Here is a 15909-nt window from a genome sequence, read left to right as displayed (position 1 = left end):
TTTATTCAAATTGCTTTTTAAAAGCATAGGCTGCCAGCAACAAACAGATTAATGCTCCAATCCCAAACAAGCCTCGAGCTAAAGAAATATTTACCGCTTCAGGCAAAAAGGACAATCCACCCGAAAAATCTTCATCAGCACCAAAAATACCAATCCATCCGCCTATTAAGCCCAGTCCCGTAAGCAGTAATGCGGCCATCATATTATTAAATCGTGTATCCTCACCTGACAGCATCATCAGTCCCCCAATGACAAAAACAGCACCAGACATCCCGATTATCCATTTTGGAGCATTCAAATTCGAACCATCCAGCGGCAGCAATCCAAGGGCCAGAGCAATAACTGCCAAACCCAATCCGGTTACCGGCCATCCTAGCCTGACTCGAAGCTTCCTCTTTTTACCCTCCATCTCCATATCAACATATTACAATCCTTAGGGAAAAAAGCGAATATATTTTCGGCTAATTCACCTACAGCATCAGTTAATGGAATTAGAATGAATAGCCTACCTCAACTTTGAAGGCATAGTTGTTCTTGAAGTCGGGTGTTGACAGGGAAAAGTTTATCGGACCGATAAGTGTCAGGGCTCCCAATGACAATCCATACCCTTCATTCCAGTCAAAATCAGAGGGTTTCCAAATACCGGAATCGGAAAGATGGGCCGCATTCCAGCCGGTCTGTAAAAAGATATCCCTGCCAAGATGAAACTGCAGGGAACCGTGTAGGGCCGCTAAACTGGAACCGCTAAGCTGCTGCACAGCATAACCCCATAGAGGACCGTGCCGCTCATTAAAAAGAGGATTGACAGTCATTCCTCCCTGGTAGAATCGATAGTGAAATGGCAAGCTTGAAGTGTTTGACTGCCCTGCCATAGCTCCCATACGCAACACAAGTCCGTCATAAAGTGGCAGAGCAGCATCAAAGCCTGCTATCACTTGCGAAAAAGTGGCTTCGCTTAAGTATCTTTTATCACTGGCCTCACCGATTACTTTCAGATTGAAACCCCGGCTTGAAAAATAGGCCCGGTCAAGATTATTGAATTCCAGCTTCCCCACAGCGCTAAAGAGAAATTGCCGGTCAGCTAATAATACATTGCTGCCAATAGCTTCACTAAGCTCATAATATTCAGCTTTTAGACCTGTTTCCAACTCCAGGTAGTTGAAGAGTCGCACAGACAGATATGGATGCAAAACTGCCCGATCTATCTCAATTGTTGCCAACTGCTGCCCTGATTCATAATAGTCGATCGGTGAGCGATAAAGATTTAGATCTGCATTCGCAGAGATAGCAGGGGCAAGTGAAATCGGTGCCTCGTAGTGACTTCCAACACCCAGAACTTCCCCAAGCCTAAGATTCGAGTTCAATTGATCTCCAAGCCCGAATACATTTCTCATTTGAAGACCAAAAAGCAGTGACGCCTTGTAACGGGTATCATAGCGCATGCTAAAACCAAGCCTGTCAGGTTGGCTATCTGAAAAACTTATAGTGAGACTCTTCCCCCCTTCCGGAGAACCGTCGTTCTGAATCCTGTAGGTAATCAGGCTAAAATGACCGGTGGCATAGAGACGGTTTATCTTTCGTTCAATTTCTGAGTAGGCAATCTTTTCAGGCGGATTTATATCAAAGATTACTCTGGCCTGATTAAGAAGTCTTCGATCAATATCATCGAAATGAATACTGCTAATATCAATTTCCCTATCTCTGAGGCTAATATCAGGTTTCTCATTCCGCCCTTCCGTCGGAACGGAATTCAGCATGGCTTTAATGCGTGGCATCATCTCATGAGCAACCTCTTCCCCGCTTTTTATAAGGGCATCTACCTCTTCATAACTGAAGCTGTTAAAAGCTTCGATGTCGGGCCGGAGATAAAAGTCTGCCAGTTCCATCTGCGCAGAATCCGATTTGACCAAGTGAAAACCTACCGACTGAAAAAGTATATCCACAAAGTTGTTCAAATCCTCCACCGGTTTTACCGGTTCTCCCACATCCGATACCAGTACAATATCGGCACCCATATCCCGGGCATCCTCCGCAGGTATACTGCGCATCACTCCGCCGTCGATATAAAGCTCTCCGTCTATTGAAACCGGTTTAAAAATGCTGGGTATTGCCGCGCTTGCCCTGATCACTTCCGGAAGATAGCCGCTTTCAAACCTTCGGGATTCACCGGTTGATAAATTGGTAGCTATCGCAGCAAAAGGTATGGGTAGTTCTGAAAAATCATCAGTATCGTGAAAGGGAAGCAAAAGCCTGTGCAGCAGCATGGAAAGGTTTTGTCCGCCCACCAGACCGGCCGGCAATTGCGGTAGACCCTCAAGAATAGGGAAGGAAAGCATGTAAGTATCACGCGTGGAAATAAAAGTGCTCAGGTCACGGGAACTTGGCTTCAGATTATCATTGAAGAGTGCCTGCCAGTCGGTGTTTATGGCGATCTCTTCTATCTGCTCAGGGGTGTAACCGGCTGCATATAACCCACCGATCACGGCTCCCATACTGCTTCCGGTGACAAAGTGAATGGGTATGTTTTCTTCATCCAGAACCTTGAGAACACCAATATGCGCAAAGCCCTTGGCTCCGCCTGCACTCAAGGCTATGCCTACTTTACGGGGGGCTTGCGTATCCGGCCCATCACTTAGCTGGGCTGATCCTGCAAATGGTACTGTTAGCAGTAGTACTAAAAGAAAACTCAAAAATCGGAATAGCTTCATTGTAGCCGTCCATGAATATTATTTCAGAGCAAATATACTACTTTTACATGATTCATTTATTGCCATAACCCTCCAGGTCAATTAATAATAATTTGTTTACATAAAGTATGTCTGAAACAGATTTACACTGATTTAATTTGATAGGAATGTTTAATATAAAACCGGTTAACGACTATCTGAATTGATATAAAGTGCTGAATCTATAATGTGTGAGCTAACATCATAGTCAATCTCAGCTTGTGTTTGTGACTTTTCAGCATATTGTTTCAGATGAGTCACAACTAAAGATTCGATTTTTGATTTTGCCGGTAATATACAACGGGCTTGCCCCATAACTTCTCCATCCGGAGCATCCGGAGAAAGTGCTTTTACCTTTATCAGTTGGTAAGCGTTACCGGCGACATCGATGAGAGAATTCGGTAGATATACATAAATGGTATAATAAAGATACCTTGAATTTTTCTCAGGATTCTCCCAACTCACAGTACAACCAAAAGAAGTAGGCGGCGGTGGATATTCTTTAAGTTTAGGTTTAAAGCGATCAATAGATCCGGCATATATATCATCTACAACTTTGGGGCCATAGGGCGAACCATACGGGACAGCGGCAAAAACAAATGAAAATTTTTCGGGGTTATCACCAATAGTTGACTCTTCGGTGACAACCGCATCATTACAGGAAATGAGTATACCTATTAAAGCCAGCCAAAGTATCCCATAAAGCAATTTCATATTGTTGTGTTCTGTTTAATAATTAGAAAAATACCTCAAGAATGTCATCCATTACAGAACGTTCTCTATAGACACTGATGACTGATAACGTCCAGATCAAAATGTGGAGGTAGGTGTTTACCCAGGATATATCTACTTCAATTAATGCCAGTACCGGACCAAAAAGTACCATAAAGATAAATTTGAATCCGAATAGAAACACGTATAGGGGGATCAATGTACCCAGAAAAATGATAGCCAGGACAGTAAATTTGTTTTGATCTTTTTCCTGGATGCCGGAGATTTCATTTATCTCATCCTGAATCTTCAGATCCCGATTAAGATCGTACTGCAGCTCTCTCTCGGCCTGCTCTTTTTTTCGTTGCTCAATGAGATTCTGTCTTTCTTCTTCAGTCATAAAAAGGTATACCGATTCTTCTCTCTCTATTTTTAATCTAAGTTAATAGATTTAGAAAAGCTAAAGGGGGATTTTCATTGATTTAGTCCGGAATGAAAATAGTTTTAAGGTATTCCACGGAGTGGCACAGAAGGTGTACAGAGTTACACAGAGGTAAATTCAACACTCGGGAATGATCTCCCTGAAAAAATGTTTATATTGCCGCATATGATTTCAAAAGTGACACATATTCTCTCCTGCCATCATGGTGGCCTGCCCCACCATTGAGATTCATATGTCGGTCAACTACGGCCGCGCTCCCATCGATATTAAAACATCCTTTTAAATAAATCAGTATTACTTTACCAATGCACAGAACTGCCGATTCAGAAACTTCACTGCGTATTGCGCTCCAAAAAGACGGGCGCCTGACCGATAAAACTATCAACCTGCTGGAAGGCATAGGGCTTCAGTTTGACAATTATAAGCGCAGCCTCATGCTTAAATGCCGTAACTTTGATGTGGAATTGCTCCTGATTCGGGACGACGATATTCCTGAATATGTTCAGGATGGTGTCTGCGATCTCGGCTTTGTAGGTGCAAATGTCACTGCCGAGATGGGCGCTGATGTAACCACTCTTCGCGGATTGGAATATGGTATGTGCCGACTCTCTCTGGCAGCTAAAAAGGACGGTATTATTAAAACCGTATCAGACTTTGAAGGGAAAACCATTGCCACCAGTTATCCGAATCTTACCCGTAAATATCTTGAGGGTAAAGGTATCTCATCAAAAGTTGTGACTATATCCGGGGCCGTGGAAATCGCACCACGCCTGGAAGTGGCCGATGCGGTTTGCGACTTGGTATCCACCGGAAATACCCTACGGGCAAATGGACTGGAAGAGATTGAGACTATTTTCGAATCCGAAACCGAACTTATTAGGACCAACAAAGATCTTTCGCCGGGTAAGAAAAAACTTATTGAAAAATTCCTGGTACGTATTGACGGACATCAGCAGGCAGGAAGAAGCAGGTATATAATGATGAATGCCTCAGAAGAGAATGTTGATGAAATCAAGGATATCATCCCATCTCTCAAAAGTCCGACAGTAATGCCCCTGGCTGAGAAAAACATGGTGGCTATTCATACCGTGATACCGATCGACGAGTTTTGGGAAGTAATGGAACAGCTGAAATCAGCCGGCGCAAGCGGTATTGTTATTCTCCCTATTGAAAGCATGATAGTTTAAGGTATATAAAATAACTATGTCAAAGAGTCTCTGTGTAACTCTGTGTTATTGTCATCTATTTATTATGGATTAATATTTGAGAAACGATGAAAAGATATGTTTACAGTGAATTAACGGAAAAAGAGATCGCTAAGCTTTGCAAGCGTCCGAAGATGCATTTCGATGACATCTTTGAAGTCGTAAATCCAATCATCGACGATGTTCGCAGCGAAGGAGATAAAGCCGTAAGCAGGTATACCCGGAAATTCGATGGAGCGGCTCCCGAACCGCTGACTTTAAGCCCGGAAGATGAAGCGCCGGTCCTGAATGATGAAATTAAGGAGGCGATTGACACTGCTTTTAAAAATATCTATCGCTTCCACAAGGCACAGCTCCCTAATGCCATGGAGGTAGAGACTATGCCCGGTGTTCGATGCATGCGGGTAACACGCCCTATAGAACGTGTGGGACTCTATGTTCCAGGCGGTACAGCAATGCTTCCTTCCACTCTGATGATGCTTGGAATCCCCGCGGCACTCGCGGGATGCCGGGAAATCGTCATTGCCACTCCTCCCGGCAAAGACAACCTGGTAGCCGATGAGTTGACCTATATTGCAAAAAAGATAGGTGCCTCGGTAATTTTACAGTCAGGAGGTGCACAGGCTATTGCGGCCATGGCTTTCGGGACGGAGTCGGTTCCCAAAGTTAATAAAATTTTTGGCCCGGGCAATCAGTACGTGACAGCTGCCAAGATGCAGTTGCAGAACAGTGAAGCCCAGGTTGCTATTGACATGCCGGCCGGCCCTTCCGAGGTATTAGTCATCGCCGATGATTATGCCGAACCCGTATATGTGGCCGCCGACTTATTGTCACAAGCTGAACACGGCTCTGACAGTCAAGTTGTTTTGCTGGCAACCAAAGGCTTTGATTGGGACCAATGTAAGCAAGAACTGGACAAACAGCTGGAGCAACTCCCCCGAAAAAAAATGGCTGAGAAGGCCCTGAACCATAGCTTTAGCATTGAAGTAGAATCCTTGGAACAAGCTTTTAATTTTTCAAACAGGTTTGCACCTGAACACCTTATTATACAGTGTGAAAGCGCTGAATCTCACGTGGATGAAATTTACAGTGCCGGTTCCGTATTTCTCGGGAAATGGTCACCGGAAAGTGCCGGCGACTACGCCTCGGGAACCAATCACACATTGCCTACTTACGGTTATGCCCGAATGTACAGCGGTGTTTCCGTTGATTCGTTCTGTAAATACATTACCATGCAGCATCTTTCGAAAGAAGGATTAAAGAATATTGCATCTTCCGTTGAAAGGCTGGCTCAGCTGGAAGAACTTGAAGGACACAGAAGAGCGGTGTCCCTGCGACTGGAAGAGTGATTTAAAATATAAATTGTTATAAGAATATCAGTCGAATTGCCATCCCCTGGATTTGGCCAAGGCCAAATCCGCGCCCGTTCAGGGTGTGATTACGGGGGATGGAAGAAAGGAGACAATTTTATTAACACATTTAAAATTTATCTATAAAACGTATCCATGAAGCCGGAAATCAGTATTGAAAGCCTGGTTCGTCCCAATATTCGGAAACTGAAACCCTATCGCAGTGCCCGTGATGACTATGACAGCGGATTACTGCTTGATGCCAACGAAAACAGTATGGGTGCTCCATATCAGAAAGCCGAAGGATTGCATCGCTACCCCTCACCCTACCAGCTTGAACTCAGGAAAAGAATCGCGAATCTTCGCAACCTTAGTCCCGAAAATGTATTTGTGGGCGTAGGCAGCGATGAAGCAATCGATTTGCTTTACCGTATTTTCTGCGAGCCGAGAACCGATAACGTCATCATCACCCCGCCTACCTACGGCATGTACAAAGTATCAGCAGGCATCCATGATGTTTCGGTGAAAAAGGTGAATCTGGACTCTTCTTTTCAGCCAAAAGTGGATGAAATACTTGAGGCAGTGGATGAACAAACCAAAATGCTCTTTCTCTGTTCTCCAAATAATCCCACCGGCAATGAATTTGAACAGGAACGTATCGAAGTACTTATTGACAGATTCCCCGGAATTGTGGTCATCGATGAGGCTTATATAGATTTCAGTGAACGTGAAAGCCGTGCCAATCTCATTGAAAACAATCCCAATTTGGTAGTTTTGCAAACTCTGTCGAAATCATTCGGTATGGCCGGGGTTCGCATGGGCATTGCACTGTCCTCAGAAGAAATTAACCGATTCATGATGAAGGTCAAGGCACCCTATAATGTCAATGCACTCACCAGTAAATATGCACTGGAAGCTTTCGATCACCGGGATACCATCTCTTTTCATATAGAAAAATTGGTTGAAGAACGTGAAAAATTACGCCGGAAGCTCCAGGATGTACCGGGTGTTAGAAAAATTTATCCCAGTGACGCGAACTTTTTGCTGGTTAAATTTGATAATGCCATTAAGTTGTACAAAGAGCTGGCTGATAAAGAGATCATTGTCCGCTATAGAGGGGATGAACCTCTTTGTGAAAACTGTCTGCGTATTACCGTGGGCACACCTGATGAAAATGAACAATTGATCAACACACTAAAAGAATTGGTATAATGAACATCCGTATTGAGACGGAAGCACTAAAATCTTCAGATGACAAACTGTTAAGAGAGGGAGCTTTATACGGACTCAAACACCTACAGGAGCTTGGCCACGGTATTACCTTCGATAGTGCTCAGCTGACGGAGCAACAGCGGACTTTACTGAACAACGAACAAATATCCGGCGGAACTTTTTCAACAAAAGAAATCGATCTAACCGTACAACTTGAGGATGAGAGACTGATAGCCTACGGCAAGGAACAAAAAGCAGCCGAGGCGGAAAACTGGATAGAGCTCAGCAACCTAATCTGCTTTCCACGTCGCAAGGCAACCCTTACCCGCAATACCTCCGAAACGCAGATCAGCGTTACCGTGGATCTCGACGGAACCGGCAAGTCGAATATTGATACCGGTCTCGGCTTTTTTGACCATATGCTTGAGCAAATTGCCCGACACGGCCTGGTTGACCTGGAAATTACTTGTAAAGGTGACCTGGAAATCGACGAGCACCATACCATTGAAGATATCGCCATCACCCTGGGAGAAACCATACTTAAAGCTTTAGGTGAAAAAGTTGGAATTCAACGTTATTCATTTGTGTTGCCCATGGACGAAACCAAATGCGAGGTCGCTCTGGATTTATCAGGAAGGCCTTATCTGGTATTTAACGGGGATTTCGATCGTGATATGGTTGGGGATTTCCCGACTGAAATGACGGAACACTTTTTTTATTCCCTGGCGATCAATATGAAGACTACCCTGCACGTGTCTTTTGAAGGATCGAATGACCACCATAAGATAGAAGCTTGTTTTAAAGCTTTTGCACGTTGTCTGCGGGCAGCAGTCAGCAGAAGCGAACGCAATTTGAACATACTACCTAGCACCAAAGACCTGCTTTAATATGATTGCAATTATTAACTACGACGCCGGAAACCTTGCATCCGTTTCCAACGCGCTGGACAGACTTGATGAACCTTACATCATATCCAATGACCCGCAAGAGTTAGAGCTTTCGGATGCCGTTATTTTTCCGGGCGTAGGGCATGCTGTTCCGGCTATGAAGTCGCTTAAAAGGCGGGGCCTTGATCGCTTTCTGAAAGAGACTGACAAACCTGTTCTGGGCATCTGCCTGGGGATGCAATTACTTTTTGAGAGTTCTGAGGAAGGGGACACTAAAGGGTTGGGCATCATACCCGGTAAACTAAAGAAATTTGACGAAAGCAAAGGTAAAGTGCCTCATATGGGCTGGAATACCTTTACTGATACTGTCGATTGCCCCCTTCTTAATGGTATAAGCAATAGCCAGTATTTCTATTACGTACACAGTTTTTATGCCCCGGTTAACGAATATTCACTGGCCTCCTGCAACTATATCAACGACTTTTCTGCGGTTGTGGGTAAAGACAATGTCCTGGGCGTACAGTTTCACCCTGAGAAATCGGGCACCACAGGTTCCCTTCTGCTTCAAAACTTCCTGGAACATGTTCATGGCAGAGCATCCAAAGTGAAGAAATCTGCTCTTTAACCCATTAAGCCCTGCTTTACCCTCTCTAAAAAGTACTTCGGTAATTTATTTTAAAACATCCGTTGACTTTGAAATTATTTCCATCTAAATTTTGACTGAACGTTCAGTCAATGGTCTGTCATGTGTCCAAGATCGCCCACAAAGAATGAAGAAATCAGGCAGCAGACACGACGGCAAATAAGAAATGCCGCATTTGAACTTTTTGCGGCCAAAGGCTTTGCCCAAACCAGTGTTCGCTCCATAGCTGAAAAAGCCGGCATATCCAAGGGACTGATTTACCACTATTTTGATGGCAAGGATGATATCCTGCATGCAATCTTCAATGATCTCACCGAGGTGGGTAAAGAAGCTTTAAACTTTCCCGAAGACCTTTCCTCTTCTGAGCGCCTGCGAAAAATGCTGCATATGATTTTCAGCTATATCGAACATGCCACCGAAGTCGTGAGGCTGATGGTTTCACTTGCCCTTCAGCCCGATGCCGTAGAAAAACTGAAGTCTTCCATTGACGCCTATAACGAGCGTCAGATTCGAATTTTAGCTCCCCTTTTTGAAGACCTGGGTTACGACAACCCAAAATTGGAAGCTTACTACCTCGCCGCCAAACTGGATGGTATAACCCTGGGGTATCTCACACTGGGAAAAGACTATCCCTTTGCAAAGATGAAAGAAAAAGTGATGAATGACTATGGATCAAAAATATAGAAAAACAGTAGCACTCTGTTTGTTGATATTCACAGGCATAATAACTGTTCAGGCACAGGATGCCACAGAAATTGTTCGCCGCGCCGATGAGAAAATGAGAGGGGAAAGCTCCCAGGCTGAATTTACAATGGAAATTATTCGTCCGACATGGGAAAGAAGTATCTCCATGAAAGCCTGGTCACTTGGGATGGACTACAGCCTGATCCTGGTAACCGCTCCTGCGCGGGACGAGGGCACGGCCTATCTGAAAAGAGGCAATGAAATATGGAACTGGCTGCCGGATATCAATCGAACCATTAAGATGCCGCCATCCATGATGAGTCAGTCCTGGATGGGGTCCGATTTTTCTAATAATGACCTGGTGGAAGAGTCATCTATAGTGACCGACTATAACCACACCCTAGTCGGGGATAGCACACTCAGCGGATACGAGGCGTATAAAATTGAGATGATTCCGAAACCCCAAGCCCCGGTAGTATGGGGCAAGGTGGTCAGTTTTATTACCAAGGATGAATATTTGCAGTTGCGGACCGAGTTCTATGACGAAGATATGGAATTGATTAAAGTCATGGAGGGATCGGAGATAAAAGAGATCGGTGGTCGTACCATACCTACGATGATGGAGATGATTCCCCTGGATAAGGAGGGTCATAAAACGGTGCTGCACTATCGGGATATTGATTTCAATATCGATATTTCGGAAAACTATTTTAGTATCCGGAATATGAAACGCGTACAATAGAACTCGGATGACACCGATTTAACTGATATCCACTGATTACTGGTAAATGTTAATATTCAAACTGGCTTGGCGTAATATTTGGCGGAATAGGCGGAGGACGATTATTACCACGCTCTCTATTGTTGTAGCGGTGTTTTTGTCAGCCATCACCCGTTCCACCCAGGAGGGGCAGTACGATAATATGCTCGAGAATACAGTGGGCATTTTTTCCGGTTATATACAGATCCACCAGAATGGCTACCAGGATAATCCTACCCTGGATAACAGCTTTGCAATGAGCGATACACTGCGAAATATTGTAATCAGCCAGCCCGCTGTAAGCTCGGTAGTACCTCGAATTGATTCCTATGCTCTGGCAGCGACTTCCGAACAGAGCCGACCTGTGATGATCATGGGCATAGACATTGATGCCGAAAAACAGCTCAGCAATCCTGTCAAAAATCTGGAGACAGGTAATTATTTTGATTCTAACAACGAACAGGCTGCCATTGTTGGTAAAGATCTATTGAAACGTTTAAACGCTCGTATCGGTGACAGCCTGGTAGTAATCGGACAGGGCTATCATGGCATGAATGCTACGGGACTCTACCATATCAAAGGAACTGTCTCTTTCCCGAATCCGGAAATGAACAAGAGCCTGGTCTACCTGCCCCTCGAAACTGCTCAGTATTTATTCTCAGCCGATAACCGTTTGACCTCTCTGGCTCTGAATATCAGCAGTCCGGATGAACTTGAACCTACCGTCGAAGCACTCAAGCAGGATTTATCAGGTGAACATTACGAAGTATTAGGATGGCCTGAGCTCATGCCGGAACTGAAACAAGCCATTCAAGTTGACCGCGGCAGTGGGATCATCATCATCCTGATATTGTACATGATTGTAGGTTTTGGGGTACTGGGAACCGTACTTATGATGATTGCCGAACGGTATTATGAGTTCGGAGTGATGCTCTCTGTAGGTACACCAAGGAAAACGATTGCAAAAATACTCTCCCTGGAGGTCATCATTCTAAGTCTTATGGGTACCTTTCTGGGTATACTGCTGAGCATACCTGTAGCATGGTATTTCAATGTAAATCCCATTGATCTTTCCGGTGCCATGGCTTCGGCGGCAGAACAATATAACATGTCTCCTATGCTTCAGTTTTCCGTTTCACCGGAAATATTCACGAATCAGGCAATCACGGTTTTTATCATTACCCTCATTTTTAGCATTTATCCAATAATCAAAGCGTCTAGGCTGAATCCCGTAAAAGCAATGAAATCCTGATGATGATCTGGAGAATCATATCGCTTGGCTGGAAGAACATCTGGAGAAATCCCACCAGAAGTGCTGTGGTCATCATTGCTGTACTGCTCGGTATCTGGGCCGGAGTCTTCATTTCTGCTTTTTTCAACAGTATTACCCAGAGTTACCTGCAAAACCAGCTGGACCTGATGATTGGCCATGTTCAAATCACCAATCCGGAATTTCAGGATCAATTCAACCCGCGTTATGAAATAGATAATGCTGAAACTCTTCTCGGCAGACTCGAAAATGAAGATTACATCACGGGGATTCAATACGAAAGCCTGGCTACCGGTCTAGCCCAAAGTGCTGCCAATAGTTACGGTGTTACCATTCACGGTATTGATACTGCCGGTGTTTCGGTCCATCCCATTACCAGCCACTTAGTGGAAGGAGAGCTTCTGGGAAATATCAGCAGGAATCCCATTGTCATCGGCCGGGCTCTGGCTAATCGTCTGGAACTTGAACTGCGATCGAAAATGGTGGTCAGTTTTCAAGACGTGGAAGGTAATATTACTGCCGGTGCCTTTCGCATTGCCGGCATCTTCGACTCCTTCAACGAGAATTACGATAAAGGCAATGTTTATGTACTCAGGAAAGACCTTAACAGGCTGCTGGGAGAGCCGCAGTTGATTCATAAAATTACTCTCAAAATAGACGATTTCAGTAAAGCAAGTCTCAGGGCCAATACCTTACAGGAGAACCATCCCGACCTCAAGATTGCCGGATGGGGTGAAGTGGCACCCGAGCTGGAGTATGTATTCAACTCAATGGATATCTCCCTTTACATAGTTATGATCATTATCATCATGGCTCTGGTCTTCAGTATTGTCAATACCATGCTGATGGCGGTCTTGGAGCGCACCAAAGAACTCGGCATGCTGATGGCAGTTGGAATGAACAAAGCCAGGCTTTTCACCATGATTTTATGCGAAACCTTTTTCCTGACCATGGCAGGAACCCCGGTCGGACTATTCTTAAGCTGGTTAACAGTCATGGCTTTTGGCAATTATGGAATTGATCTCAGTGCCTTCTCTCAAGGGCTGAATGCATATGGACTCGATACAGTGATATATCCCGAGCTGAGCAGTACCTATTACCTGAATATTACCCTGCTAATAGCCGGAGCGGCACTCCTGTCAGCACTATATCCTGCCTGGAAAACATTGAAACTGAAACCTGTGGAAGCAATACGAAAAATTTAAACGCTGATTATGGCTGTCATAGAAACCAAAGGTCTCAAAAAAACATACAATCCTGACAAAGTGCCTGTCCATGCACTCAATGGTGTGGATTTGAAAATTGAGAAAGGAGAATTTACCGCTATTGTGGGACCCTCGGGATCAGGAAAAACGACTCTGCTTAATATCATCGGAGGCCTTGATGAGCCGACTGAAGGAACTGCCATTGTGAAAGGCACCGACCTGAGCACACTCTCCGACAGCGAGCTGATAAAATTTCGGCTTCAACACATCGGGTTCGTATTCCAGGCCTATAACCTGATTCCGGTATTGACAGCTATTGAGAATGTGGCATTTATCATGCAGATGCAGGGACGTCCATCGAAAGTGTGCCACGATAAAAGCAAGGCTCTGCTTGAAGAAGTAGGACTGGGGGATAAAATCAATAAGCGCCCATCGGAGTTATCCGGGGGACAGCAGCAGCGTGTTGCCGTGGCTCGTGCACTCTCTTCCACTCCCGATTTTGTATTGGCGGATGAGCCTACGGCCAACCTCGATTCAGTTTCCAGCACCGATCTTCTGGATATGATGGCGGAACTCAATGAGAAAGAAGAGATGACTTTTGTCTTTTCCACACATGACCAGCGCGTTATAGACCGAGCGCGCAGGGTGGTCACCCTGGTGGACGGCAAGATTGATAAAGACGAAACTCGAGAGTGATAATGAGAAGTTATTACACAGAGTTGCACAGAGTGAACCCAGAGTGTCACAGAGTGACCCCCCGTGAACCTCTGTGTAACAACCTGCGATTTCTATTTCTGGTAGCGGCCGGTATACTCATTATTAGCTCTCCTCTTCACGCCCAGGATAACGGTAACTTTAATATTGATCTGGGCGGTTACGTCAAAGAACTGGGACAGATTGCGGCAGGCAATGATTTCACAGAAATTCGCTATGATAACATCCTGCATCACCGGCTGGAAAGCGACTGGAAACTGACCGAACATATTGAGTTTCGGGCTGATATCCGCAATCGACTGATATCGGGATATTCTATTAAAAACACACCTGGTGTCGAGGAATTTTACGAGCGCGACCCCAACTATCTGGATCTGACCTGGGTCTGGTTCGACACCGAATACTCTATCCTGCAGTCAAATATTGACCGGTTTCACGCCAGCTACATAAACGGCCCCTGGGAGGTACATGCCGGAAGGCAGCGTGTAAACTGGGGAAGAACGTTTGTGTGGAATCCCAATGACCTGTTCAACAATTACGCTTTCCTGGATTTTGACTATGAAGAGCGACCCGGAGTAGATGCACTGCTTGCCCAGTATAACTGGAGCTATGCCTCGTCAGTTGAAGCGGGTATTCGTGTCGGTAATAGCTGGGACGAGAGTGTGGTTGGAGGAATCGTTAGAACCAGTTTGGGAAGCTATGATGTACAATTCATCGGTGGACATTATCTGGATTACATTGCTCTCGGTACAGGTTGGGCCGGATACCTGGAGGATGCCGGCTTCAAGGGAGAGTTTACCTACTTCCACCCGGAAGACAACTTTTTTGAAGAGCGAGGACATATCACGGCAACTGCGGGATTTGACTATATGTTGAATAACGGAATTTATCTTCAGACAGAACTTCTGTACAACGGAGGCTATAACCGAAGCCTGAATCCTTTAGACCGGCTGGTACGACCTCCCTCCGCGGACAACCTGTTTATTGCTACCTCGGGTTACCTGCTGAACGGATCCTACCAGATACATCCCCTGGTGAGCGGGAATATGAGCCTGCTCGGGAGTTTCGACCGGACGATCTTCATTATCATTCCCCAAATCAACGTGTCGTTGACGGAGAACCTGGACTTTCTACTGTTATCCCAGCTTTTGAAAGGCTCAGTATTCCGTGAAGCCGTTGACACGCCCAATCTTTTCTTTTTCAGATTGAAGTATTCGTATTAACAGTTAGAATCAGGTTGTACCACAGAGTGGCACAGAGAAGCTCAGAGGGACACTGAGAATTTGATTACCAGACACATTGATCACTATCTACTGTTACCTGAAATCCTTACTTTCAGCACTGTTTCTTATTAATCCTGAATATCCAATCATGCTCGTAATTCCTGCGATTGACCTCCTTGATGGCAAAGTCGTTCGCCTCCAAAAAGGAGATTATAACAAAGTTACTGTTTACAACGAAGATCCGGTAGCAGAAGCCCGCACCTTTAAAGAGGCCGGTTTCAGTTATATTCATGTGGTTGATCTGAATGGAGCGAAAGAAGGTTCCTTTGTAAACCAGGAGGTCATAAAACAGATTATGTCAGAAACCGGGCTGCGCATTCAGACAGGCGGTGGCATTCGTACTTATGAAGACGGTAAAAAATTGTTGGATCAGGGCATTGAGCGTGTTATTTGCAGTTCTATGGCGGTAAAGAATAGTAAAGATTGGTACAGGTTGATTGAAACCTATGGTGAGCGCGCCGTTTTGGGAATGGATCTCAAAGAAGGACAAGTAGCCTATGGCGGCTGGATGGAAACATCCGACCAGTCAATCGACAGTTTCCTTAAACCGATGATAGAGCACGGACTTAAGACCGTGCTCAGCACTGATATTGCCAGAGACGGCATGCTCTCAGGTCCGAATCTTAAACTGTATCAGAACCTGCAGGCGCAATTCCCAGACTTAGACTTCATCGCGTCGGGAGGTGTAAGCAACGCCAATGATCTAAAAGAGTTGAATGCTTTGAATCTTTATGGAGTAGTCGTCGGACGGGCCTATTACGAAGACCGCTTGTCCTTGCAGCAGATGGCTGACATTCATTCTCCTGCGTAATAAAAAT

At 45.0% G+C, this 15909-nt stretch carries 16 protein-coding genes; 12 read left to right on the top strand and 4 right to left on the bottom strand.

What is annotated here, in order from left to right; translation table 11 throughout:
- Position 1: 1 nt before the first annotated feature.
- The 4 genes from G3570_RS03660 to G3570_RS03645 all read right to left on the bottom strand — a co-directional run bounded on the left by G3570_RS03660 (position 2) and on the right by G3570_RS03645 (position 3837).
- Positions 2-409 carry a hypothetical protein gene (locus G3570_RS03660; RefSeq protein WP_165139264.1) on the bottom strand — a complete coding sequence of 136 codons (408 nt, stop codon included), beginning with the start codon at positions 407-409 and terminating at the stop codon, positions 2-4.
- A gap of 82 nt (positions 410-491) precedes the next feature.
- Positions 492-2708, bottom strand: coding sequence for a patatin-like phospholipase family protein (locus G3570_RS03655; RefSeq protein ID WP_165139262.1), 2217 nt, complete (start codon positions 2706-2708; stop codon positions 492-494).
- Between the two features lie 165 nt (positions 2709-2873).
- Complete coding sequence (locus G3570_RS03650) at positions 2874-3440, bottom strand: hypothetical protein (RefSeq protein ID WP_165139260.1); 567 nt, start codon at positions 3438-3440, stop codon at positions 2874-2876.
- A gap of 22 nt (positions 3441-3462) precedes the next feature.
- Positions 3463-3837 (bottom strand): hypothetical protein, encoded by a 375-nt coding sequence (locus G3570_RS03645; RefSeq protein ID WP_165139258.1) that lies wholly within the window; start codon positions 3835-3837, stop codon positions 3463-3465.
- Positions 3838-4184: 347 nt separating this feature from the next.
- Here G3570_RS03645 and hisG point away from each other — a divergent pair, with 347 nt between their 5' ends.
- The 12 genes from hisG to hisA all read left to right on the top strand — a co-directional run bounded on the left by hisG (position 4185) and on the right by hisA (position 15902).
- Positions 4185-5066, top strand: coding sequence for an ATP phosphoribosyltransferase (hisG, locus tag G3570_RS03640; RefSeq protein ID WP_165139256.1), 882 nt, complete (start codon positions 4185-4187; stop codon positions 5064-5066).
- 86 nt (positions 5067-5152) lie between these two features.
- Positions 5153-6433 carry a histidinol dehydrogenase gene (gene hisD, locus G3570_RS03635; protein ID WP_165139254.1) on the top strand — a complete coding sequence of 427 codons (1281 nt, stop codon included), beginning with the start codon at positions 5153-5155 and terminating at the stop codon, positions 6431-6433.
- A gap of 156 nt (positions 6434-6589) precedes the next feature.
- Positions 6590-7645 (top strand): histidinol-phosphate transaminase, encoded by a 1056-nt coding sequence (gene hisC / locus G3570_RS03630; protein ID WP_165139252.1) that lies wholly within the window; start codon positions 6590-6592, stop codon positions 7643-7645.
- Positions 7645-8532: an imidazoleglycerol-phosphate dehydratase HisB gene (hisB, locus tag G3570_RS03625; RefSeq protein ID WP_165139250.1), complete on the top strand. Its 888-nt coding sequence runs from the start codon at positions 7645-7647 to the stop codon at positions 8530-8532. Before hisC ends, hisB begins: the two co-directional genes overlap by 1 nt.
- Before the next feature lies 1 nt (position 8533).
- Positions 8534-9157, top strand: a complete 624-nt coding sequence (gene hisH / locus G3570_RS03620) for an imidazole glycerol phosphate synthase subunit HisH (RefSeq protein ID WP_165139248.1) — start codon at positions 8534-8536, stop codon at positions 9155-9157.
- A gap of 120 nt (positions 9158-9277) precedes the next feature.
- Entirely contained in the window at positions 9278-9859 is a 582-nt protein-coding gene (locus G3570_RS03615) for a TetR/AcrR family transcriptional regulator (RefSeq protein WP_165139246.1), read from the top strand.
- Positions 9843-10601 carry an outer membrane lipoprotein-sorting protein gene (locus G3570_RS03610; RefSeq protein ID WP_165139244.1) on the top strand — a complete coding sequence of 253 codons (759 nt, stop codon included), beginning with the start codon at positions 9843-9845 and terminating at the stop codon, positions 10599-10601. The genes G3570_RS03615 and G3570_RS03610 overlap by 17 nt, the downstream gene beginning before the upstream one ends.
- A 46-nt stretch (positions 10602-10647) precedes the next feature.
- Complete coding sequence (locus tag G3570_RS03605; RefSeq protein ID WP_165139242.1) at positions 10648-11871, top strand: ABC transporter permease; 1224 nt, start codon at positions 10648-10650, stop codon at positions 11869-11871.
- The gene (locus tag G3570_RS03600) at positions 11871-13094 is read left to right on the top strand and encodes an ABC transporter permease (protein ID WP_165139240.1); all 1224 of its coding nucleotides are present in this window, start codon (positions 11871-11873) and stop codon (positions 13092-13094) included. The genes G3570_RS03605 and G3570_RS03600 overlap by 1 nt, the downstream gene beginning before the upstream one ends.
- 9 nt (positions 13095-13103) lie before the next feature.
- On the top strand, positions 13104-13790 hold the full coding sequence (locus tag G3570_RS03595) for an ABC transporter ATP-binding protein (protein ID WP_165139238.1): 687 nt from the start codon (positions 13104-13106) through the stop codon (positions 13788-13790).
- A gap of 53 nt (positions 13791-13843) precedes the next feature.
- Positions 13844-15031, top strand: a complete 1188-nt coding sequence (locus G3570_RS03590; protein WP_165139236.1) for a hypothetical protein — start codon at positions 13844-13846, stop codon at positions 15029-15031.
- 148 nt (positions 15032-15179) lie between these two features.
- A complete protein-coding gene (hisA, locus tag G3570_RS03585) occupies positions 15180-15902 on the top strand; it encodes a 1-(5-phosphoribosyl)-5-[(5-phosphoribosylamino)methylideneamino]imidazole-4-carboxamide isomerase (protein WP_165139234.1) in 723 nt (240 codons plus the stop codon).
- The last annotated feature ends 7 nt before the right edge of the window (positions 15903-15909 follow it).

The sequence above is a fragment of the Halalkalibaculum roseum genome (assembly GCF_011059145.1).
Taxonomy (GTDB): Bacteria; Bacteroidota; Rhodothermia; order Balneolales; family Balneolaceae; genus Halalkalibaculum; species Halalkalibaculum roseum.
Note: the sequence above shows the minus strand (reverse complement) of the source record. Positions and strands in the feature narration are given on the sequence as shown.

Coding starts and splice junctions, on each gene's coding strand:
- G3570_RS03615 (WP_165139246.1), top strand. CDS start 9,278: ATGTGTCCAAGATCGCCCACAAAGAATGAAGAAATCAGGCAGCAGACA.
- hisA (WP_165139234.1), top strand. CDS start 15,180: ATGCTCGTAATTCCTGCGATTGACCTCCTTGATGGCAAAGTCGTTCGC.
- G3570_RS03600 (WP_165139240.1), top strand. CDS start 11,871: ATGATGATCTGGAGAATCATATCGCTTGGCTGGAAGAACATCTGGAGA.
- hisH (WP_165139248.1), top strand. CDS start 8,534: ATGATTGCAATTATTAACTACGACGCCGGAAACCTTGCATCCGTTTCC.
- hisG (WP_165139256.1), top strand. CDS start 4,185: ATGCACAGAACTGCCGATTCAGAAACTTCACTGCGTATTGCGCTCCAA.
- G3570_RS03610 (WP_165139244.1), top strand. CDS start 9,843: ATGGATCAAAAATATAGAAAAACAGTAGCACTCTGTTTGTTGATATTC.
- G3570_RS03650 (WP_165139260.1), bottom strand. CDS start 3,440: ATGAAATTGCTTTATGGGATACTTTGGCTGGCTTTAATAGGTATACTC.
- hisD (WP_165139254.1), top strand. CDS start 5,153: ATGAAAAGATATGTTTACAGTGAATTAACGGAAAAAGAGATCGCTAAG.
- hisC (WP_165139252.1), top strand. CDS start 6,590: ATGAAGCCGGAAATCAGTATTGAAAGCCTGGTTCGTCCCAATATTCGG.
- G3570_RS03655 (WP_165139262.1), bottom strand. CDS start 2,708: ATGAAGCTATTCCGATTTTTGAGTTTTCTTTTAGTACTACTGCTAACA.
- G3570_RS03595 (WP_165139238.1), top strand. CDS start 13,104: ATGGCTGTCATAGAAACCAAAGGTCTCAAAAAAACATACAATCCTGAC.
- G3570_RS03645 (WP_165139258.1), bottom strand. CDS start 3,837: ATGACTGAAGAAGAAAGACAGAATCTCATTGAGCAACGAAAAAAAGAG.
- G3570_RS03660 (WP_165139264.1), bottom strand. CDS start 409: ATGGAGGGTAAAAAGAGGAAGCTTCGAGTCAGGCTAGGATGGCCGGTA.
- hisB (WP_165139250.1), top strand. CDS start 7,645: ATGAACATCCGTATTGAGACGGAAGCACTAAAATCTTCAGATGACAAA.
- G3570_RS03605 (WP_165139242.1), top strand. CDS start 10,648: ATGTTAATATTCAAACTGGCTTGGCGTAATATTTGGCGGAATAGGCGG.